Raw genomic sequence first — 21488 nt, forward strand, 5'->3', positions numbered from 1 at the left:
ATGGAATTGCTCACAGATTTGCTCACAAATTATCCAAAGTGCCTGTTAATATTGAAAAAATCTGTGGATAATCCGTCGAATGCCGCTCCAATCCGCAAACGGTCCGCATCTTTGATCACAGAAATCGCACCCGCTGTGAGCATGGAAACCGCGCAGGGAGTGGCTTTCATTTTTTTACAATTATGTTATGATCCAAATAGGATGTCCACAAGCTTGAAAAAGGGTGTGTCGCATATTGTCGGTCAAGATTAAGCTGTCATTTATGATATCGCTGATCGTATTCGTCCTGCTCTTGCTCAATGTCATTTTGAACGAATATTCGACGAGGGTCAATCTGAGATCGGATGTCGAGATGAGCATGACGTCGATCACGAGGCAGATTGCGGCGGATGTGATGCAGAACACGGGCGAGAACGAGTTCGTGCAGTCCGTGCTGATCGACAAGCTGAAGATGGCTTCCTATTCCGCGTCGGATCAACTGCCCCGCAACGTCGCCGAGCTTACAAGCGAGCAGCTTGAACAGGTCGCCGCCCATGTCGGCGTCTCCCGATTGTCCGTGATGAAGAAGATCGGCACCAACTACTCCATCGTGCTGTCCACGGAACCCAAAGAAGTCGGCACGGTCAGCACGACCTGGACCGAGCGCCAACTGATCGTGCGGGACGAGGAAGACAAGAACTATCAGTTCTGGGTCGGTCCGGACGCGCGCTCGAGCAACGGAAACGCCGTATTGCTTGGTCAGGAAACGTTCTATACGGACAGCGAGCATGACTACATCATCCGCTGTTATCTGGAAAGCGACCAACTGAGCGATTATCAGAAGATGGCGCACTCGACCGCTTATCTCGACGACATGAAGGCCGGCAACCCGACCATTCTTGAAATTACCGGCTTCAACCCGAACGTATTCAAGGCCGATGCCGCGATTCGCATCCCATCCATCATCAGCAGCAAAGAACTCGCGGAGCTCCCGATTCCGTTCGGCACGTACGAGTACCGCAGCACCGCCGCGGACGTAAACGACGTGCATACGGCGCTGAAGGGCAAGCAGGTGTTTCGCTATACGACCATACATAATCGCGATGTGATCAAGAGCTTCATCCTCATCCAGCAGCCGAAGCCGTACGTGATCGGACTCGTGCTGGACAAGAAACCGCTCATGCGGCTGATGGACGAGCAGCGTACCAATCAGCTTTATATATCGGCGGTGCTGCTGTGCATCGTCATCATCTGCAGCTACTGGCTGTCCAAAATATTGCTTCGCCCCGTTCGCGCGATTCTATGGAAGGTCAACGAGGTATCGGTCGGCCGCTTCGACAGCTCGATCGAAGTGAAGCGCAAGGACGAGCTGGGGCAGCTGGCGCAGCGCGTGAACGCGATGTCCAAGAATCTGGGCATCTACATGGCGAAGCTGAAGACGGCCTTCGAAGAGAACCGCACCATGAAAGAATATTTGGAATCCTTCATTAATCAGACGACCGACGCCATACACGTCGTCGATCTGGATGGGCGCATCACGCAGGTAAACCGGGCGTTCGAGCAATTGTTCGGGTATTCGACGGAGGAGTCGATCGGCCGGCTGCTCTCGCTCGTGCCGGAGCATCTGCGGGACGAGGAGCGCCGGACGCTCGACCTGCTGAAGTCCGGCAAGCCGCTGACCGCGCGGGAGACGACGCGCATCACGAAGAGCGGCGAGTGGATCTCCGTCAGCGTCACGACGTCGCCGATCCGCGACAGGCACGGCAACATCCACGCCATCGCCAGCATCACGCGGGACATGACGAGCCGCAATAAGATGGAGGAGCTGCTGCGCCGCTCCGAGAAGCTGACGACCGTCGGACAGCTGGCGGCCGGCGTCGCGCACGAGATCCGCAACCCGCTGACCACGCTGCGCGGCTTTCTGCAGCTCCAGCTGGAGACGGCGAAGCTGAATACGCGGCACGTGGACATCATGCTGTCGGAGCTTGACCGGATCAATCTGATCGTCGGCGAATTCCTGATCTTGGCCAAGCCGCAGGCCACCCGTTTCGAGGTGAAGGACATTCGCTTCACGCTCGGCGACGTCATCTCCCTGCTCGACAGTCAGGCGCATCTGTGCAACGTCATGTTCGTGACCGATTTCGGCTACGAGGAATGCCGGATCTCCTGCGAGGAGAACCAGATGAAGCAGGTGTTCATCAACGTGCTGAAGAACGCGATGGAAGCCATGCCGCAAGGCGGGGAGATCACGATCGCGATCCGCCATCACGAGCGGCAGCTGTGCGTCTCGATCGCGGATCAGGGCATCGGCATTCCGGAGGAGAAGATCGCGAAGCTCGGCGATCCGTTCTATACGGACAAGGATGCCGGCACCGGCCTTGGCATCATGGTCAGCCAGCGCATCATTCAGAGTCATCAGGGCACCTTTGAAATCAAGAGCAAAGTCGGCGTCGGCACGACCGTGATGATTACGCTGCCGCTGTACCGGGACGACAATTCGGCGGCCTAGCAAGCAGGGATTCGCGGTTTCATGTACAATAACATACAAGAGAGGCAAGGACTTGTCCTGTCGCAGGCTGCGCTTCGGAAGAGGGCGGCGGCCCGCGGTGGACGCGTCCGCCTGCTTGCTGCAATTGGATCGAGGATGGAACTACAAGGCGCCGTCAGCACGCCGTGCGGCGGACGCTTCGGAATATCGCCATACGCCGATCGTCAAAATTTTACGGGAACGCTGCAATGACGGTGAAAAGCCGGTATTCGTTCAGGGGATCACGTGCGGGGTGAATAAGTCAGTTGAGGATTAACAAGTTTATTAGCGAGACCGGCTTCTGCTCCAGACGGGAAGCCGACAAGCTCGTCGAGCTGGGCAAAGTCACGATCAACGGGATCATGGCGGAGCTTGGCAGCCAGGCGGAGCTTGGCGACGACGTACGCGTCGAAGGGCAGCCGATCGGCGAGCAGAGGCACCATGTCTACATTGCGCTGAACAAGCCGGTCGGCATCACGAGCACCACGGAGGAACAAGTCGCGGGCAATATCGTCGATTTCATCGGTCACGAGGAACGGATCTTCCCGATCGGCAGGCTCGACAAGGATTCGGAAGGGCTGATCCTGCTGACGAACGACGGCGACATCGTCAACCGGATTCTGCGCGCGGAAGGCAAGCACGAGAAGGAATACATCGTGACGGTCGATCGTCCCGTCACGCCGCGCTTCCTGAAGGCGATGGGAGAAGGCGTCCGCATACTCGGTTCGATGACCTTGCCCTGCAAAGTGGAGAAGGAGTCGGACCGCGTCTTCCGGATCACGCTGACCGAAGGGAAGAACCGCCAGATCCGCCGCATGTGCCAGACGTTCGGCTACAACGTCCGCAAGCTGCGCCGGGTGCGGATCATGAATATTCACCTGGGCCAGCTGGCGAACGGCAAATGGCGGGATCTGACGAAGGGCGAGCTGAGCGAGCTGTTCGACCTGCTGGATTACCGCTAAGCGGCTCGCGGCGCTTTCCCGGGAAATAACGACAAAACCAACATCGGTTCGACGCGAACGTCGGGCGGTGTTGGTTTTTTGCCGTTAGCGGAATCTATGAAAACGCGCAGCCATGCGGCAGAGGCGGGGCGGCGGCGGGCGTTTCATCTTGCCATCCTATAAAACATGAAGTAAAATTATAAAGGATTGTCCCAACTTTGCATAGAGGTTTTACAAAAAATATTGTCCAGCGGGATGTGCGATCGTTCATGAGCAGCAAGGCCGTCATATTAGGTTGCAATTATTATATCGGATTGAGCACGATTCGTTGTCTGGGCATCCATGGCATACATACGGTTGCGGTCGATTATACGGACAAGAACACGTACGCCGTGAAGTCGAAATATTGTTCCGAGCGGCTCGTTTCCCCGCATTATAAGGAAGATCCGCGCGGATTTATCAAGTTCCTGAAAGACTACGCGGCGAAGCAGAGCGAGAAGCCGGTTCTGATCCCCTGCCATGATAACTATGTCGAAATCGTAGACGAATACTTGGACGAGCTGCGGGAGAGCTTCCTGATTCCGCAAACGGAGCAGGGGCTTTACACGAAGCTGATGAACAAGGAAACGCTGCAGCGCATCGCGCTGGAGCTCGGCGTGGCCGTTCCGGAGACGGTCCGCGTCGGGGAAGACGATTTCTATGCCAAAATCGATGCCGTCATCAAATATCCCTGCATCATCAAGCCCTCGGATTCGCCGGCGTTCGTCGCGAAATTCCGCAAAAAACTGTTCAAAGCGAACAACCGCCAGGAGCTGGACGAGGCCATCGCCAAGTCGCATGAAGCGGGCCTCGAGGTTATCGTGCAGCGGATCGTTCCGGGCTTCGACGACCACATGTACACGTTCGATGCGTACATGAACCAGGAGAGCAAGGTGACCCATTGGGTGACCTGCCAGAAATTCCGCCAGTATCCGATCAACTTCGGCGCTTCCGTCTACACGGGCCAGCGTTACGTGCCGGAGCTGTACGAGCTGGGCGCGAAGTTCTTCGAGGCGGTCGGGTTCAAGGGCTTCGCCGAGATCGAATTCAAGAAGGACGCCGAGACCGGCCAATACTACTTGATCGAAATCAACGTGCGCATCACGAACCTGAACAACCTGCTTTATAAGGCAGGCGTCAATATCCCTTATATCACCTACATGGAGCTGACGGGCAAGCCGATGGCGCCGCATGCAGTCACGCGGAACACGGGCCTCGTATTCTGGTATGCGTACGAGGATCTGATGGCGGTTCGGAACTATATCCGCACCGGGCAGTTGACGGTGGGACAAGTCGTCCGATCCTACTTCAAGCCGAAGGCCCCGGCGATCTGGAGCTGGAGCGATCCGAAGCCGGCCTTCGCCTTCTTCGGCATGATCGCGGGCAAAGCGATGGGCAGATTCACGAGAAGATAGGAAGCGGGCGCGGCAGGAACGTGCTAGATAGGCCGCGCTTTCGAGGAAAGGACCATTGCTATGACGAGATTGCAGGATTTGCTGAAAGAAACGAGCGTAACCGAAACCTTTCATGCCGGGGATATCGAGATAACCGGCATTTCCTATCATTCGCAGAAGACGGCGCCGGGCGAGCTGTTCGTCTGCATCACGGGCTACAGCACCGACGGGCACAAGTATCTGGGCGATGCCGTGAAGCGCGGCGCGGTTGCGGCGATCGTCGAACGCATCCAGCCCGACGTTGCCGTGCCGCAGTACGTCGTGCCGAACAGCCGGATCGCGATGGCGCAGCTGGCGAGCGGCTTCTACGGCCATCCGGCGGACCGGATGACGATGATCGGCATTACCGCCACCAACGGCAAGACGAGCACCACGTACATGACGAACGCGATTCTCGAGCAGCACGGCTTCAAGACCGGCATGATGGGCACGGTCGTGGTCAAAATCGACGACGAACGAATCCCGTCCGAGCTGACGACGCCGGAATCGCTCGATCTGCAGTCGTATCTGAAACAAATGGTCGACCGCGGCGTTACCCACGTAAGCATGGAGGTGTCCTCGGCGGCGCAGGAGTCGCACCGCGTCGAGACCGTGGACTACGACATCGTCTGCTTCAACAACCTCAGCCGCGAGCATATCGATTCGCACGGCACGTTCGAGAACTATTTCGCGGCGAAATCGCAGCTGATCAGGCGGGCCGGCGAGGATGCCTTCGCCGTCCTCAACCTGGACGACGAGCATGCGGCCTCCCTGGCGACGCAAACGCGCGCGACGGTCGTGACGTTCGGCATGAAGAGCCGCGAAGGCACGCTGCATTGCAAGGATCTCGACCTGTCCACCGGACGCGCAAAATTCACGGTTGAGATCATGAAGCCGTTCCAAGCCGGCGGCATCAAGCATGAACCGGGCGAGTTCCGCGTGGAGCTGCGCATCCCGGGCCTGCATTCCGTCTATAATTCCATGGCAGCCATCGCCATCGCGCTGCTGTGCGGCGTGTCCGTCGCGACGATCCAAGAGACGCTGCGCACGTTCGGCGGCGTGGAGCGCCGGTTCGAATTCATTCACGAGGATGCGTTCACGATCATCGACGATCATTTTGCCAATCCCGGCAACATCGACGTGACGCTGGAGACCTTGCGGTACATGGAATACGAGAACTTCCACCTGGTCTACGCGATCCGCGGCGCCCGCGGGCCGATCATCAACCGCGAGAACGCGGATTCGATCGTCAAATGGATGAACACGCTCGAGAAACGCGAGCTGATCGCCACGCGCAGCCAGTCGCACGTGAACCGGCATAATATCGTGTCCGACGAGGAAGTCGACGTGTTCCTGGAGGTCATGAACGCGGCCGGCATCGAAGTGAAGTTGTACGCGGAGCTGCCCGAAGCCATCGGCGCGTCGCTGGCGCAGGCGAAGCGCGGCGACCTCATCCTGCTCGCCGGCTGCCAAGGGATGGATCCCGGCGGGGCCATCGCCTTGGCGCTGCTGGAGCAGCAGCAGGGCTCGAACGCAGGCGAATAAGGCAGGGTTGGCCGCAGGGGCGCATAGGACGACAAACGAACGATTACTTCATATATAAAGTAGGTTGAGTCATGGAACGTAAACGGTTAGGTGTTCTGGGCGGAATGGGACCGAAAGCGACGTCCGTATTCATCGATCAAATTATCGAAAGCACGGTGGCCGACAGGGATCAAGACCATATCGATATGGTGGTTCTGAACCATGCCTCCTTGCCGGATCGCACCCATGTCATATTGGAAAATACCGGCGAGCTGTTCCTGCGGGAGATCGAGAAGGATATCCGCCTGCTGGAATACGCGGAGGTGGCGAACATCGCCATGCCGTGCAACACGGCGCACTACTACATCCAAGAGATGCAGGCGATGACGACGATCCCGATCATCGACATGGTCGAAGAGACGATGCGGGAGATTCGCGATACGTTCGGGAGCGGCGGCAAGGTGGGGATTCTGGCGACGAACGGGACGCTTCGGAGCGGGATCTACAGCGAATCGGCCCGCAGGTACGGCATGGTCCCGCACGAGCCCGTGGCAGACGTGCAGCAGCAGGTCATGAACATTATCTACCGCGATATCAAACGAGGCATTACAAGCGATCCTGCCGAGCTGGAGGGCCTGATCCGCGATATGGTGACGAAGGACGGCTGCAGCTGCGTCATCATTGCCTGCACGGAGCTGTCGATCGTCAAACTCGGCGAAGAGACGAAGAAGGTCAGCATCGACGCGATGGACGTGCTCGTCCGGCGGTCGATCGAGCTGTCGCTGCCGAAGTGAGGCGGTGTGCGTCCGGGGGAATCGGTCGGTCTGAGCGGTCGGTCTGAGCGTAATCGACCGTGCCGGCGCAATCGGCTAGGCTGAGCGGAAGCCGGCGATCCGGGCGCACCCGGTGGGCCGGAAGTGGCCACCGCAATGAGTCGGATGTGACCGCCGCATTCGGCGGGGCAGAAGTGAATAGAACAACAAAACCGCCGGGAGCTGCGCTCCCGGCGGTTTTGTTAGCAGGCAATGCTTTTTATTTCGTGGCCGCATTGGCCGTTGTGCCGGTTTTGGCTGCGGCGCCTGCGGCCGGCGTCTTGGCTTCTGCCGTCGAAGCGGACGAGACGCTGACGGATTTTGCGGCGTCCGCGTATTTCCGGATGATGGACACCTCGACGCGTCGGTTCTTGGAACGTCCGTCCGCCGTATCGTTGCTCGCGATCGGGCGGTATTCGCCGTATCCGATGTTACTGAAATTCCGCGGATTCAGCTGTTTGTTATCGAGCACGATGTTCATGAACCGGATGGCCCGCATGGAGCTGAGCTCCCAATTGGACTCGAATTCGTCGTTGTTGATCGGGACGTTGTCGGTGTGGCCGGAGACGACGACCTCGTAGTCCGAATACTTGGTCAGCATGTTGGAGATCTCGATGGCCAGCTTGCGCGATTCGGGCTTGACCCTGGCGCTGCCCGGCGCGAACAGCGAGCTGTCGCTGATCGTGATCGTCAGCTGCGACTGGTTGAGCTTCGTATCCAGCTGCGTGGTCAGGCCGTTCGACTGAATATACTTGTCCACCTGCTGCTTCAGTTTCTCGAGGTCCTGCTGCTCTTTCTGCTGCAGCGCTTGGCGTTCTTCCTCCGACATGTCCTTGGTGTCCTCATGGCGCTTCGGATCCTGGGTGGACTCGAATTGATTGGCCTGGGAGATGACCGAGGACTGCTCGAGCACGCCGATGCCGCTGCTGAAGGCGATATTGAAGGCTTTGCTCATGTCCTGGAACTTCTTCGAATCCGTAGAGCTCATGGCGTAGAGCACGATGAACAAAGCGAGCAGCAGCGTCAGCAAGTCGGCATACGGGATCAGCCAGGTTTCGTCGGCATGCTCCTCGTGATGCTCTTTTTTATGCTTTTTGCTCAATCGCTTCCGCTCCCCTCTGATTCATCTTGAAGCGCTCGGTCGGCGTCAGGAAGACGGACAGCTTCTGATTGATCGCGATCGTGGACACGCCGGATTGAATGGACAGCAGGCCCTCGACCATCATGAGGCGGAGCTCGACTTCATTCTTGGAGAGGCGCTTCAGCTTATTGGCGATCGGGTGCCACAATACGTAGCCGGTGAATATACCTAGAAGAGTAGCAACGAATGCGGCCGCGATCGCGTGGGCGAGCTTGGCCATGTCGCTCATGTCGGCAAGTGCGGCGATCAGCCCGATAACGGCTCCGAGCACCCCGAGCGTCGGCGCGTACATGCCGGCTTGCGAGAAGATCAGCGCGCCCGCGCGGTGGCGTTCTTCCGTTGCCGCGATGTCCTCGAGGAGAACGTCGCGAACGAGGTCCTGGTCATTGCCGTCTATGATCATCCGCATGCCGTTGCGGAGGAACAGGTCTTCGATCTCGTCGACTTTCGACTCCAGTGCGAGCAAACCTTCGCGGCGCGTGATCGTTGCCCACTCCATGAAGAGGGAGATAACTTCTTCGCGCGGAAGCAGTTTTTGCTCGACGAAGATCATTTTGATGAGCTTCGGGAATTTTTTTAGCTCTTTCAGCGGGAACCCAATGAATAACGAGGCCGCCGTTCCGACGATAATGATGGTAAAAGCTGCCGGGTTGAGCAGGTTTTCGATGGGCGCACCCTTGAGCGTCATCCCGAGCAGAACGGCGATAAGTCCGAGTACGATACCGATAATTGTGGATTTTTCCATGACACACCTCGTCTAAGTTTAAGAGTAGAGACTATGATGAACCGGCAATCGCCGCTCAAGTCTGGGGGGCATGATGCTTGTAGGGACGCTGGTTGCTGCATGTTCGATCGAACACGCAAACCAATCAGTGTAGCTGAATGCTGCATGTCCAACCTCACGGTTGTACATTCAAACCATTCATCTTTCTCTACTTTATATCGTCAAATTCAATCTGTAGATTAGAGCAAAATGGATGTTTTAGGAGTTTTCGTCCCAATTCGTGTAGAATAGGGAGTAAGCGGCTGGAAATACAAGCGGAAAGGCAGGCAGCGATAATGGGCGTAAAGCATGCGAGAGAGTATGAGGATATATTGGTGGAATTGAAAGACGCCATGCATTCGATCGGGGACGGATATACGTTCTTCGAGATGGAGACGACGGAGTGGGAGGAGCTCGGCGAGACGGAGCGGCTGGAGCTGATGGAGGCGCTGGCGGACGACGTGTTCTATGCCCTCGGGGAAGATCCGGTCATCCATGTCGGCCACGGCGTGGTCACGTACCGGCCCAAGCATCATATCATCGAAGTGTCCGTGGATGAGAAGGAAAGCCGGATCATCCGCTTAATCTGAGGCTAGGGAAGGTGATCCCGAATGGCGAAGCTGGAGAAGCTGACGGCGGAAGCCGCGGATGCCGCCATCGCCGAGCTGGAAGGCTGGACGCGGCAGGACGAGAAATGGATCGCCGGCAGCTATAGATTTGTCAGCTTTCCTGCCGCCATCGCCTTCGTCGGGCAGGTGGCCGAGATCGCGGAGGAGCTGAATCATCATCCGTTCATCGGCATCGATTACAAGAAAGTGACGCTGCGGCTCACGACTTGGCATGCCGGCGGGTTGACGGCGCTGGATATGGCATCTGCGCAGCGCTATAACGAAGCTTACAAGGCGTCGATTGCCGGGCAGCGGTGATCGGCGTTTTTTTGCGTGCCAAGCAGGCGGGAGATCGGACTTTACAAGGCTTCGCGGCTATTTTACAATAGGGGAAATCAATCAATGTGAGAAAATATGACATAAATCGAGTCGAGGAGCCACGGCGATGAGGAATGCAGACGACATGCGGCAGGATATGGCGAAGGGGCTCGTGCCGTATTACCAGCCGATTCTGGCGCTCGACACGAGACGCATCATGGGCTACGAGGCGCTGGGACGCGTCCGTACCGAGGCCGGCGTGCGCAGCATCGGGCCGTTCTTCGCCGACAAGTCGGTGCCGATGGCGGAGCAGATCCAGGTGGACCGGCAGCTGCGGGAGATGGCCTTTGCCAAATTCGCCGCATCCGGACCGGACGACGGCAGGCTGTTCATCAATTTGAAGCCTTCGTGGATCTACCAGACCTTCGCGATGACCGGCGAGCTGCCGACGCTGCGTCTCCTCGACAAATACGATATCGATCCGCGGCGGGTCGTGATCGAGGTCACGGAGGAGTCGTTCCTCGATCCCATGGAGCAGCTGCGCTCCGTGATCGACCTATACCGCAACCAAGGCTGCCTGATCGCGATCGACGACGTGGGGAGCGGGTTCAGCAACATGGACCGGATCGCGCAGATCCAGCCGCATATCCTCAAGATCGATATCCACATGCTGAAGCGGAGCGAGAGCCACAGCGGGTATTACGGCGTGCTGCGTTCCTTCTCGATGCTGGCGGACCAGATCGGGGCATCGCTGCTCGTGGAGGGCGTCGAGACGGATCAGGACATGCAGCGGGCGATCGAGATCGGCGCGCGGTATCTGCAGGGGTATCTGTTCGCGCCGGCCGAAGCGGAGTTTCGGGCATCCGGCAGCTTCGCGGCCCTCATCGAGGAGGGGCTGGACCGGCGGCGAACGCGGATGCGGCAGGCGGAGCGCTACTGGAGCGGCGAGGCGGCGAAGCTGCGGCTTGCCGTGGATGCGGCCTGGGAAGAGACGATGGATGGAAGCGGCTGCGATTCGTTCATCGAACGACTGCTTCCGGGTCTCGCGGATACGTCCTGGATGCGGATCTATATGTGCAGCCGCGACGGCATTCAGATCAGCTCGAATTACCAGCGCGGGAGCGGGGAAGGAGATGCGTGGCTTCGGCAGCCGGCGTTCAAGGGGCTGAACTGGAGCTGGCGGCCGTACTTTATCCCGATCTCGGTCGAGCTGGTGGGGCGGCCGCGCGCCATGGTATCGCAGGCGTATACGGACTTGGATTCGTTCGACCGGATTCGCACGATTTCGGTACCGGTGGGCGGCAGCTGCATCCTGTTTCTCGATGCCGCCGACGTGGACGGCGAACGATAGGGGCGAGGCGGAACAACAAAAGCCCGCGCGTCGCGCACGGATGCGCAAAGCGGCGGGCTCGGCTTAGGAATGCCGTATGCATGACAGCGACGCGCGGCTTCTACTCGTCCGCGGCAACCTTCGAGAAGAACGACAGGCTGTAGAGCGCTGCCACCCCGACAATGATGTACACGATCTTGGCTCCGACGGAATCCGACCCATCAAAAATCTCCGAAACGACATCATACTCAAAAAGCCCCACAATAAGCCAGTTCAACCCGCCGAGAATGAGAATGATCAAGCTGATGATGTTCAAAACTTTCATTGGACCGCCTCCTTGTTGTCGTAACGCGTGACACTATTACGGATATGCGGCGGCATTGGAAATTAGCACGTTTTGATTTTGTAAATGAAAGCGTTTACTTATACGGCGGCTTGCCGTTATTGCGCCTCGCCCGGCAAATAACACATGCAATAAACGTCGACCAGCCCCGTATGGGTCTGTTTCGCGTAGGTATCGGTGATGACAAAACCCGCCCGCTGGTAAGTGCGGATCGCGCGGACGTTCCAGGTATGCACCTCCAGATCGATCTCGTCTCCCGGCGCCCTGCGGATCGCTTCCGCCACAATCGCCAGCACGAAAGGGACGCCAAGCCCTCGATCGCACAGATCGGGCCGCAGGCCCAGCCCGATTCGCGTCAGCCCGAGCAGCGGGAAGAACTGCGCGAACCCGATGAAATCGCCGTCCGCGTCCGTCACGGCGGCATACTGCCGGTTGCGGATGTCGGGGTCGCCGAACTCGATGCCCAGCTCCAGCATGACCTGCCAGGTTGTCCAGTTGTAGAAATCGAAGGGCGGTTCGTACCGCCAGGAGGACAGCTGCTCGGCAAGCTTCTCGGACAGCGGGACGACGTTGAAGCGCGGCGGAAACGGGTGCGGATTGGACATGGCTGTGGACTCCTCGGTGGAAGATGGTCGTCATGATGCAGGTCGCATGCAATCTGGTTCTTTCATACTAACAAATCCGAAGGAGCGGGAAAAGCGGGGGACGGCGCAAGCGCATAAAAAAGATGCCCGCCGGGAGCGGGCACCTAGGAACTGCGGGTCGGACGCGGGATTCGATTAGTAGCGGTCCATGATCAGCTGCGTCTTCAGCGAATCCTGCGCGAGGAACCAGCCTTTGCTTTGCAGGAAGGCGATCAGTTGGTCATGCTTGGTGGATGCGGTGGTCGCGCTGTCGGTTTTGAACGAAGCTTCGACGACGTATTCCGTGCCGGTGCCTGCCGCGTTCCGGATCGGCCACACTTCGATGTACAGCTCCATGCCGCTCCACGTGCCGACGGAACGTTTGGCCAGGATCGGGCCGTAGTAACGGGAGTCGTCGAGCTTGTCCGTACCCCAGTCGTCGTTCAGCCAGTCGTTGAATTTATCCGGCGCGTTGTTGATCATCAGGCTGCGGGCGTCGCCGATCGACGGGAGGTCCATGCCGTCGTAGCCTTTCTTGCTGCCGCTCTTCTCGCGGGTGATGCTGAGCGTCTTGTTCTGGTAGCCCCACTCCACTTGCGCATCGTAGTCTTCGTCGCCGGAGTCGAACCCGTCGTTGTTGGCTTGCGTCAGCGCGGCGTTGATGTTGTTGTTCGTGATCGCGTAGCGTTTCTTGTAGTCCAGTTCAAAATCGTCTTCGCCTTCCATCTTGCGGATGCGCGGGCTCCAGCCGTTGCTGTAGATGTCTTCGGCGTTCGTGTCGAGGAACGCGACGTTCATCTTCGTGACCGTAGTCGGCATCGAGAACGCGTTCAGGACGGTGCTGGTCAGCTTGAAGTCCGAGCCGAGCACGGCACTTGGGTTCATGAGCAGCTTGACCTCGTAGTCGGGAACCATGTTGCCTGCCGCATGCGCCGGGGCTGGCGCAACGCCGGCTTCCGTGACGAGCGTGGCGCCCAGGGCGATAATGACGGCGGTCGTGCCTAACAAACGTTTGAACATAAATTCATCTCCTTCGATCGAATGGGGGACGCGCTAGGTCCGATTAGATCGTAGGGCAGTTTTGTTAACGGATCATCTATGGAAGATTCAGGAATTGTAAACGCTGTAGCGGCGCGGGCTCGCGGTCCTCCGGATGGGGGTATTTGAGGGTTAGAAGGCGGGGTCCGTAGGCAGATGCGTGAATAATGCAGGTCGTTGCTGGGGGCTGGCGGAAGGGATATCGAACATTTCGCGCGTTGCCGTTATACTGGTAGGGGAATGGCAGAAGACCAACAAGTAGAGCAGCCAAGGAGGAGAATGGGATGAAGGAATCCACGGACTTGAGCTTTGCGGGCCATCGCGGCTTGACCTACACCATTACGACGCAAGGGGCGACATACGCGAACGAGGCGATAGAAGCGTCGCTGATTCGCGAGCTTATTGGAAACCTCGATCTGGATCCGAATGATTTTATCGTACTGGATCCGAGCGCGCCGATCGAGGGGAGCAGCTATATGCAGGCCGTCCCGTCGGGGGATGCGGAGAACGGCATCACCGTCGAGCTGCGGCTGGATCATCCTGACGGATCGTTCAAGCATTACAGCTATTCGACTGCGGACGTGGAGGAGGTCATGACCATGTTCCTGGCGTACTGGGGCTTGCAGAAGCTGCCCGATTGGACAAGCTGGCGCGATATTACGGACCAGTTTTGATCTGATGCCAGAGTGAACGAAGGTAATCGGATGAAGCTTAGGCTGGGTGCAAGGGCTTTACGCCCTCCTGATTTCTCCGGCTGGGCATTTTCCGTTATAATAGAACGCATGAAATGAAGATGGAAGGCGGAATCAAGAAATGACTAATATCGTATCACTCAAATGGCTGCTCGCCCGCATGTATGAATCGGACATCGTCATCGTCGACTGCCGGTTCCAGCTCGGCAAGCCGGCATCCGGCCGCGAGGCGTATGAGGCATCGCATATCCCCGGCGCCGTGTATCTGGATCTGGAAAAGGACCTGTCCGCGCCGATCGAGGAGCATGGCGGACGCCATCCGCTGCCGGACATCGCGCAGCTGACGGGGACGTTCAGCCGCGTCGGCATCGGCAACGAGACGCGCGTCGTCGCGTACGACGACCAGGGCGGCGCGATGGCTTCGCGCCTGTGGTGGCTGCTGAAGTACCTCGGCCACGAAGCGGTCTACGTGATGGACGAGGGGTATACGGCATGGGTCAACGCTGGGTTTCCGGTGAACGCGGATCAGCGGGTGCTCATCCCGGCGCCGTTCTTCGCGACGGTGCAGCATAACCTGCTCGTGGAGATGGATGAAGTACGCGAGAAGCTGGGCCGCGACGACGTGACCTTGATCGACTCCCGCGAAGCGCCGCGCTATCGCGGCGAGGTCGAGCCGCTCGACCGCGTGGCCGGGCATATCCCGGGCGCGCTGAACCGCTTCTGGGCCGAAGGCCGCGGCGCGGACGGCAAGTGGAAGAGCGCGGATGAGCAGGCTGCGCGGTTTGACGGGCTGGACAAGGAGCGCGAGACGATCGTGTACTGCGGCTCGGGCGTGACGGCTTGCCCGAACGTGCTTGCATTGCAGGAAGCGGGATTTAGCAATGTGCGGTTGTATGCGGGGAGTTGGAGTGATTGGGTTAGTTATGGGGAGAATCCAATCGCTATCGGTGATGAAGAAGCGCCAAACATGGCATAGCAATATCTGAATGACAAATACGCCGTCATGCAGCCCGAGGGCCATGGCGGCTTCTTTTGTATATCCAAAGTCAACGGCGAATCAACAACGTCGGCTGAGTATACTTGGGTCCTGCCGCCAGCTTGTCCTGCGCGAGCAGGACTTTTTGCCGTTTAAGGGCGTCTATCGTGATCTGCGGTAAAGCGATAGACCGTATACCCAGCCTTGTTTTCGTCACCTGAAACAAATGGCCGAACTCCGAATCAGGGCAATAGACGACAACTTATTATTAGTTTAATCGAGTGTGACAAAGTCACGGTTACGCGAATTTCAGTTTGTTATTATTCTACTCAGGAGCTCAAATAAAAAGTAAGGAGCAGGAGTAAGGCGAAAGATGTTGGCGGAACAGAGCGAAATGGACACGGAAATGCACGATGGATCAAATGCTTGGACGCACTACTAAAAATCAAACTTATCAGGAGGTTTTTATCATGAACTTGAAAGCCAAAATCGTCACTGCATCTTTAGTCGCCTCGTTTGCATTAATTAGCTTGAATATGAGCAGTCCGGTTAACGCCGCCGCTCAAACAGTGGAAAAAGGCACTTCGCTCGTATCGGTACGTGATACCCTCGTTAATCAGTATCACATTGCTGCCAGCCGCATTACGTTCAACAAGGTTAACGGTTATGTTCAAGTGGACGGGTTCGATATTTTCAAGCCGAAGTCGATCATCAATGGCGCGACCTATGACACCGCGGACACGCTGAAAGCAGTTGGAGAAAAAGAATCCATCCAGCATCCGCTGACCTTTGTACTTGTTCATGGCGCTTGGGCTGATAGCAGCTACTTTAATGGCGTGGCCGCGGAACTCCACAAAATGGGCTACACGGTCTATACGCCGGAATATGCAGGACATGGCGCAAATGCCAGCAAAAACGTGACGCACGAACAAATTACAACCTCTGTCGTCGATTACATCAAAGCGAAAAACCTGCATGATATCGTCCTGCTCGGACATAGCTTCGGCGGTACTGTCGTCGAGAAGGTCGCGGAACAAATTCCGGATCGCATCAAACGCTTGGTATTCTTCGATGCTTTCGTCCCGCAAGACGGTGAAAGCATGGTGGATCAGTTCCCTGCGCCCATTCAAGATCTGTTCAAGCAGCTTAGAAGCGCGTCAACGGACGATACGATCGCGCTGCCATTTACGATCTTTCGGGATACACTAGCCAACACGGCTTCGCTCGACGTAGCCAAAGCCATTTATAGTCAAGCAAAGCCGGAGCCGGCAGGTCCATTGTACGAGAAATTAGATCTGAAAAAGTTCTACAGTCTCGATATTCCGAAAAGCTTCCTTTACCTCGATGAAGATACGGCTCTGCCTCAAGGTCCGCTAGGCTGGCATCCGACGCAATCAAGTCGTCTGGGGGTATATCGTTTCATCGAAGGCGAGGGCGATCACATCAGCACGGCGATTACGCAGCCGGGAATGATTGCCGAGAAAATCGTTGAGGCCGGCAGAGATTAATTATAAATGTAACAACGTCTAATCCGATCTACATCCGCAATAATCAAAATCTATCTATAATCCAAGGAGGAATTTACAATGATTCAAGAACGCGTAGGAGTTGCAACAGCGAAAGGTTACCCCGTTACTCTAGTAGGTCCGGAACTGAAAATCGGAGATCAAGCGCCGGATTTCAAGATTAATCAAGATTTACTCAAGGAAGCCAGCCTATCCGACTATGCAGGTAAGATCAAATTGATTTCGGTTGTTCCTTCCCTGGATACCCCCGTATGCGATTCGCAAACGCGACGTTTCAATGTAGAAGCAGCGAAACTTGGCGATGAGGCGATCTTTATCACCATCTCGGTCGATCTTCCTTTTGCCCAAAGCAGATTTTGTTCCACGGCCGGCATCGATCGCATGATTACGCTCACCGACTACAAACACCGCACATTCGGCGAAGCGTACGGCGTACTCATCAAAGAATTGCAATTGGACATGAGGGCAATCTTCATTCTGGACGCCAACAACATCGTTCAGTATGTGGAATATCTCAAGGAAATGACGGATCATCCGGATTATGAAGCCGCTCTGAACGCGCTTCGCGAATTAGTCTAATTCGTTTCCGGGGAGGATTAACAGTATCATAAAAAAAGACGCTGAGGGGCAGGATCTCAGTGTCTTTTTGCTGCATGGATTCTGTTCGGAGGCCAATTCTGTTTACCAAACATTCTTATTTTTCCTTGTAGGGAAATGGAATTGTATCACGAATAATTACATTTCTAATAGAATCATTTGAGTGGAGGATTAAGGGAATGAAGCAAGATCAACGTGATCTTATGCGAAAGGTTTACATAGGTATTGTCGCAGTATGCTTATTTTGTATGAGCATATCTATACCGTTCTCACAGGCAGCTAAGGCTAGCGAGGCAGCGTCGGAGGGGCATCTTGCGAATTGGACCAAGGACATTGCGGATTGGCAATTAGACGAGGAATCGGGGATGCTTTATATTTTGTCCGCTACAACCAATGAGCTTTCTATCCTGAATGCAACTGATTTGTCGGTTGTCAAAACGCTGACAGTAGGCTCCGCGCCTAATGCGATGAGCAAATATGGCCATATACTCTACATCGCGTTATCCGGAGAAAGTAAAATCGCACGCGTGGATTTAACAAGCCAAACCATTCTAGCCCCAATTACAACGTCGGGGAATTCATATTATCTAGCCGCCACGTCTACCTATCTTCTCTATTCAACGGCGGATGGGACATACAAGTATCGGTTCTCTGATGAAACGAATGCTTATATGTATAATACGGACAAGGCTTCGCTGCTTGCCGACGAGTCTACGAACAGTGTCTATATCGGGGAGCCTTTCTGGTCCGGGAGCGACTTTGTAAAGCTCAATTATCTGACGAATGAGAAGCTAAGCGAGTCCCGATCTTATGACGGCAATCATCTGTACTACCCGAACGAGAAAATTTTTGCGGATGCCGATTACGTCTACTATGCAGGATCAAAAATCGATCGAAACGATCTGAAGCGGGTTTATGGCACCTATCCGTCAAGCGAAAATTCTTACGCTCAAATTGCGGCCGTAAACGATCGTTATGTCCTCACGCAAGAGGCGGTCTATGAGAAAGACACGCTAAAGAAAGTCGCGGATTATGCCTATCAAACGAAGCGCGCCTTAATATCCGCGCAATCGGATATCTTGTACTTATACAATAAGGACGTACGCACGATTGAAGCGTACTCCGTAGGACAGCCGGAGCCCGACCAGTTGATGTTGGCTGCGGCGGGACCGGAGTATTTCCAGGCTAATCATGCCATCGCCGACATGGCGACTAATGATGCCACGCCGTATCTGTTTATCATCTCCGAAGAATCGAACGATCTGCTCGTAGTGGATAAAGCGACGAATCAGGTCGTTAACACGCTTGCGACCGGTTCTAAGCCGTCGGACATCGAACTGTTGGACGATACGATCTACGTCGCCTTTTCCGGCGAGAATAACATCGGAACGATCAAGGTATCCGATGCGCTGCTGCCGGGCGGTAGGTTTGCCCGAATCCCGACGATCGAATATCCTTACCGGATCTCGCCGAGCGAGGATTGGCTATTTTACGCGGGTTATTCCCAACACCAACCGCTTCGCGTTCTAAATCGAGCTGACGGAACAGAGAAAAATTATTTGTCTTCCTACGAACCGAGCTTGTTTTGGGATCAGGCCAACCAAATGCTGTACGCTGCGGATTCCCATTCAACGGGCAGCCGAATAGCTAGCTTCTCGACGGCGAATCATGGATTCGCTTTTGTGGCACAATCACCGCTCAATAGCCCAAATTACGTACAGCAGCGTTATGTGCATGCGGACGGAACGGATGTGTACTTTAATAACAACCGGTTGAAGTCAATGGACCTGTCCGTGCAAGCCACATACCCGGAACAAATCATTTATGCCAAAGGGCAATGGGTATTCGGCATGAACGCGATTTATGATCGGGATACGGCGGCAAAGAAAGTAAATCTGCCGTTTATAGCCTTGCATGTTCATGTTTCAGATAATGGTTCTGTGTATGTGTCCAGCGAGAAACGGCTTTATTACTTCGCGGATATGGATGCGCTGCTCGCCTATGCTGCGAATGCGAGTACGACGGGTGAACCCTTGCTTGTGGACGAGGATGATGAAGCAGGCAAAATCTACGGCAGTATTTATTTTACGGGATCCGAAGAAGAAGATGGCATTGACTCCTACAATCTGTATTTTGCGGATGAACAGGGAAATAAGTTGGGGTATATCGGAAATGTTACGAGTCAATATCGAATCGATCAAGTATATCGTTATTATATTTTCCAAGAGCTTGCCGTTCCGGCAGGTGCCGTTAGAATCGGCGTCGTTCCCTTGATCAAGGGCTCCATATCCGATTCCGGCAGTCTTGTGCTAGGGCCTTTATGGGATTCCCCGACTTACATGGCGCAAGACATTCGTCTTACGGATACGGATGCGCGTGCCGACCATTTTGGCGGGACGGTTGCATGGAAGCCGGCTCTTGATGAGCCGAAGGACGGGAAGTATAGTTTGTTCTTTACGGATGGAGGTCAGCTGCTGGGCGGATCCATCAGGACTGTGGATGCAGGCAAGGCAGCTTACGCAGAAGCCATCAATGATGTTACCTTGCCGGCAGGTGCAATCGGAATCACGGTCCTATTGGAAGATGCACAGGGTAATATTGGCCCCTTATTCAAGCTGGCTGCATTCAACGAATATAAGTCAACGTCCATCTCTTCATCGGACGTAACGATTGTAAATAATGCTACGGGCTCGGATCGGATTACGGTAAAGGGCGTTTCGTATCGCGATCAAATATGGGTTCGCAAAAATGGAAGCAACCTCTTCGTATACATGGATACGGAAACAATGTCGCAGAATAGTTTGGATCTGAATATACAAGATCTCGGAAAACCCGGCGACAAATTAGTATTGACTCGCAGAAGCATCGGGAAGTACTATAGCGATCCTTTACTGGTAACTGTTCCGGAGGTAGGCGTGCCGGATAGCGGCACCCCAGGAGGCAGTACACCGGGAGGCGGCACGCAGCCAGGAGGTAGCACGCCGCCAGGAGGGGGAATACCAACTGGAGATGCACCAGAAGAGGGAGGCGACATGCCAACCGATCAACCGGCATCCGACATGCCGTGGGATACGAAAAAGTCGACCACGCAGGATGGTAAGCAGCTTGTGAAGCTGCAGTTGAAGGATGACGGAGTTGCGGAGCTTGCTAAGAACGAAGCGTTCAAGAACGCGAAGGTCTTCCGAGTGAACTCGGAAGACACAGTGGATCGGTACGAAGTGTTGCTGAAGCGGAAGTCTCTGTCGGACATGGTTGCGCTCGAAGCGACATCGTCACTTCAAATCGCAACGCCGAATGGATCTTGGAAAATTCCGGTCAAGGCATTGCTCGACGGGCTCGGCAAGACAGCATCCGATGTCGTCATTTCCATTGAGAGAGCAGGCTCGGATTATGAAGCGCTCTTGACCAAACAATTGGCGGGAAGCGGCTCGCGGTCGTTGGGCAGTTCGGTAGATTTCTCCGTTACGGTTACCGATGGCGAGGGAAGCCCGCAGAAGAATGCGTATTCTGCTTATATAGAGCATGAATTGATTATTAAGACCGGGCAGCTGCCTCTAGATCAGTTGGCAGGATTAACGTATGATCCCGTAACGAAAGCATTCGTGCCCGTTCCCATTAATGCCGAATGGAAGGACGGCGTTCTGCGGGTATCCTTGTTCAAAAAAGGCAACTCCGTGTATACCGTCGTTCGTACCGGACAAACATCCTATAAAGATGTTGCGGCAAACAGTATATACCGTGAAAGTATTGAGGCCTTGACCCACCGACTGGTTCTGAAAGGATTTGCGGACGGAACGTTCAAACCTGAACAATCGATTTCGCGTGCGGAATTCGCCGCCTTGCTTAATCGCTCACTGGGCATTCTGCCGAGCGGCGGCAACGCGGCAAGCCCATTCACGGACCTTAAGAAAGGCGCTTGGTATGTAAAGGATATCGATGCGGCTGTATCCGCCGGCTTAATTACGGGATATTCCCCGACATCATTTAAACCCGACCAAACCATTACGCAGCAAGAGATGATTGTTATGCTTACCAGAGCTTACGATTATGTGCATCCTGATACTTCAGATGCTTCAAGCGTCAAGGTGCCGGAAGCTTTGCAATTGACGAAGTGGTTTGTGCCAACCTACCAGAAGGCTGTGCACGAAGGGATCCTGCTATCAGGCTCCGATTCGTTCAAGTTCCAGCCCGAACATCCGGCATCCAGGCAAGAAAGCACGTACCTGTTGTACAGGCTTCTCAAGGTACTGCACTTTGCTTAAGAGTTGAAGATAATGC

General features: G+C 55.5%; 18 protein-coding genes. 13 read left to right on the plus strand and 5 right to left on the minus strand.

Going from position 1 to position 21488, the window contains the following annotated elements:
* Positions 1-235 precede the first annotated feature (235 nt).
* The 5 genes from AC50YL_RS31075 (at position 236) to cuyB (ending at position 7237) form a co-directional block, all read left to right on the plus strand.
* Positions 236-2488, plus strand: coding sequence for an ATP-binding protein (locus AC50YL_RS31075; RefSeq protein WP_494837179.1), 2253 nt, complete (start codon positions 236-238; stop codon positions 2486-2488).
* Positions 2489-2772: 284 nt separating this feature from the next.
* Positions 2773-3468, plus strand: coding sequence for a 23S rRNA pseudouridine(2604) synthase RluF (gene rluF, locus AC50YL_RS31080; RefSeq protein ID WP_494837180.1), 696 nt, complete (start codon positions 2773-2775; stop codon positions 3466-3468).
* Between the two features lie 248 nt (positions 3469-3716).
* Positions 3717-4901, plus strand: a complete 1185-nt coding sequence (locus tag AC50YL_RS31085; RefSeq protein WP_494837181.1) for a carboxylate--amine ligase — start codon at positions 3717-3719, stop codon at positions 4899-4901.
* A 60-nt stretch (positions 4902-4961) separates the two neighbouring features.
* Complete coding sequence (locus tag AC50YL_RS31090) at positions 4962-6464, plus strand: Mur ligase family protein (protein WP_494837183.1); 1503 nt, start codon at positions 4962-4964, stop codon at positions 6462-6464.
* Between the two features lie 71 nt (positions 6465-6535).
* Positions 6536-7237 (plus strand): cysteate racemase, encoded by a 702-nt coding sequence (cuyB, locus tag AC50YL_RS31095; RefSeq protein WP_494837184.1) that lies wholly within the window; start codon positions 6536-6538, stop codon positions 7235-7237.
* Positions 7238-7475: 238 nt separating this feature from the next.
* On the opposite strand, the gene motB is transcribed toward cuyB, so the two are convergent.
* The gene (gene motB, locus AC50YL_RS31100) at positions 7476-8357 is read right to left on the minus strand and encodes a flagellar motor protein MotB (RefSeq protein ID WP_494837185.1); all 882 of its coding nucleotides are present in this window, start codon (positions 8355-8357) and stop codon (positions 7476-7478) included.
* The gene (gene motA / locus AC50YL_RS31105; RefSeq protein WP_494837187.1) at positions 8341-9141 is read right to left on the minus strand and encodes a flagellar motor stator protein MotA; all 801 of its coding nucleotides are present in this window, start codon (positions 9139-9141) and stop codon (positions 8341-8343) included. The genes motB and motA overlap by 17 nt, the downstream gene beginning before the upstream one ends.
* A 314-nt stretch (positions 9142-9455) precedes the next feature.
* Between motA and AC50YL_RS31110 the strand changes: the two genes are divergently transcribed.
* The 3 genes from AC50YL_RS31110 to AC50YL_RS31120 all read left to right on the plus strand — a co-directional run bounded on the left by AC50YL_RS31110 (position 9456) and on the right by AC50YL_RS31120 (position 11436).
* Positions 9456-9749 (plus strand): hypothetical protein, encoded by a 294-nt coding sequence (locus tag AC50YL_RS31110; RefSeq protein ID WP_494837188.1) that lies wholly within the window; start codon positions 9456-9458, stop codon positions 9747-9749.
* A 21-nt stretch (positions 9750-9770) separates the two neighbouring features.
* A complete protein-coding gene (locus tag AC50YL_RS31115) occupies positions 9771-10085 on the plus strand; it encodes a 4a-hydroxytetrahydrobiopterin dehydratase (RefSeq protein WP_494837189.1) in 315 nt (104 codons plus the stop codon).
* 127 nt (positions 10086-10212) lie between these two features.
* A complete protein-coding gene (locus tag AC50YL_RS31120; RefSeq protein WP_494837190.1) occupies positions 10213-11436 on the plus strand; it encodes an EAL domain-containing protein in 1224 nt (407 codons plus the stop codon).
* 100 nt (positions 11437-11536) lie between these two features.
* Here the strand turns inward: AC50YL_RS31120 and AC50YL_RS31125 are convergent, their stop codons facing one another.
* The 3 genes from AC50YL_RS31125 to AC50YL_RS31135 all read right to left on the minus strand — a co-directional run bounded on the left by AC50YL_RS31125 (position 11537) and on the right by AC50YL_RS31135 (position 13401).
* A complete protein-coding gene (locus tag AC50YL_RS31125) occupies positions 11537-11740 on the minus strand; it encodes a DUF378 domain-containing protein (RefSeq protein WP_494837191.1) in 204 nt (67 codons plus the stop codon).
* A gap of 116 nt (positions 11741-11856) precedes the next feature.
* A complete protein-coding gene (locus AC50YL_RS31130) occupies positions 11857-12363 on the minus strand; it encodes a GNAT family N-acetyltransferase (RefSeq protein ID WP_494837192.1) in 507 nt (168 codons plus the stop codon).
* A 174-nt stretch (positions 12364-12537) separates the two neighbouring features.
* A complete protein-coding gene (locus AC50YL_RS31135; RefSeq protein ID WP_494837193.1) occupies positions 12538-13401 on the minus strand; it encodes a hypothetical protein in 864 nt (287 codons plus the stop codon).
* 302 nt (positions 13402-13703) lie between these two features.
* On the opposite strand from AC50YL_RS31135, the gene AC50YL_RS31140 reads away from it, so the two are divergent.
* The 5 genes from AC50YL_RS31140 (at position 13704) to AC50YL_RS31160 (ending at position 21472) form a co-directional block, all read left to right on the plus strand.
* Entirely contained in the window at positions 13704-14093 is a 390-nt protein-coding gene (locus tag AC50YL_RS31140) for a hypothetical protein (protein ID WP_494837194.1), read from the plus strand.
* A 139-nt stretch (positions 14094-14232) separates the two neighbouring features.
* Complete coding sequence (locus AC50YL_RS31145; protein ID WP_494837195.1) at positions 14233-15087, plus strand: sulfurtransferase; 855 nt, start codon at positions 14233-14235, stop codon at positions 15085-15087.
* A gap of 470 nt (positions 15088-15557) precedes the next feature.
* Positions 15558-16595, plus strand: coding sequence for an alpha/beta hydrolase (locus tag AC50YL_RS31150; RefSeq protein WP_494837197.1), 1038 nt, complete (start codon positions 15558-15560; stop codon positions 16593-16595).
* 78 nt (positions 16596-16673) lie between these two features.
* On the plus strand, positions 16674-17192 hold the full coding sequence (tpx, locus tag AC50YL_RS31155) for a thiol peroxidase (protein ID WP_494837198.1): 519 nt from the start codon (positions 16674-16676) through the stop codon (positions 17190-17192).
* A gap of 197 nt (positions 17193-17389) precedes the next feature.
* Positions 17390-21472 (plus strand): S-layer homology domain-containing protein, encoded by a 4083-nt coding sequence (locus AC50YL_RS31160; RefSeq protein ID WP_494837200.1) that lies wholly within the window; start codon positions 17390-17392, stop codon positions 21470-21472.
* Positions 21473-21488: the final 16 nt, after the last annotated feature.

The organism is Paenibacillus sp. J22P277, assembly GCF_059383675.1.

Excerpts from the sequence above, each read along its gene's own strand:
- AC50YL_RS31125 (WP_494837191.1), bottom strand. The coding sequence starts at position 11,740 with ATGAAAGTTTTGAACATCATCAGCTTGATCATTCTCATTCTCGGCGGG.
- AC50YL_RS31130 (WP_494837192.1), bottom strand. The coding sequence starts at position 12,363 with ATGTCCAATCCGCACCCGTTTCCGCCGCGCTTCAACGTCGTCCCGCTG.
- AC50YL_RS31090 (WP_494837183.1), top strand. The coding sequence starts at position 4,962 with ATGACGAGATTGCAGGATTTGCTGAAAGAAACGAGCGTAACCGAAACC.
- AC50YL_RS31160 (WP_494837200.1), top strand. The coding sequence starts at position 17,390 with ATGAAGCAAGATCAACGTGATCTTATGCGAAAGGTTTACATAGGTATT.
- AC50YL_RS31085 (WP_494837181.1), top strand. The coding sequence starts at position 3,717 with ATGAGCAGCAAGGCCGTCATATTAGGTTGCAATTATTATATCGGATTG.
- AC50YL_RS31115 (WP_494837189.1), top strand. The coding sequence starts at position 9,771 with ATGGCGAAGCTGGAGAAGCTGACGGCGGAAGCCGCGGATGCCGCCATC.
- AC50YL_RS31110 (WP_494837188.1), top strand. The coding sequence starts at position 9,456 with ATGGGCGTAAAGCATGCGAGAGAGTATGAGGATATATTGGTGGAATTG.
- tpx (WP_494837198.1), top strand. The coding sequence starts at position 16,674 with ATGATTCAAGAACGCGTAGGAGTTGCAACAGCGAAAGGTTACCCCGTT.
- motA (WP_494837187.1), bottom strand. The coding sequence starts at position 9,141 with ATGGAAAAATCCACAATTATCGGTATCGTACTCGGACTTATCGCCGTT.
- AC50YL_RS31150 (WP_494837197.1), top strand. The coding sequence starts at position 15,558 with ATGAACTTGAAAGCCAAAATCGTCACTGCATCTTTAGTCGCCTCGTTT.
- AC50YL_RS31135 (WP_494837193.1), bottom strand. The coding sequence starts at position 13,401 with ATGTTCAAACGTTTGTTAGGCACGACCGCCGTCATTATCGCCCTGGGC.
- AC50YL_RS31120 (WP_494837190.1), top strand. The coding sequence starts at position 10,213 with ATGAGGAATGCAGACGACATGCGGCAGGATATGGCGAAGGGGCTCGTG.
- AC50YL_RS31145 (WP_494837195.1), top strand. The coding sequence starts at position 14,233 with ATGACTAATATCGTATCACTCAAATGGCTGCTCGCCCGCATGTATGAA.
- cuyB (WP_494837184.1), top strand. The coding sequence starts at position 6,536 with ATGGAACGTAAACGGTTAGGTGTTCTGGGCGGAATGGGACCGAAAGCG.
- AC50YL_RS31140 (WP_494837194.1), top strand. The coding sequence starts at position 13,704 with ATGAAGGAATCCACGGACTTGAGCTTTGCGGGCCATCGCGGCTTGACC.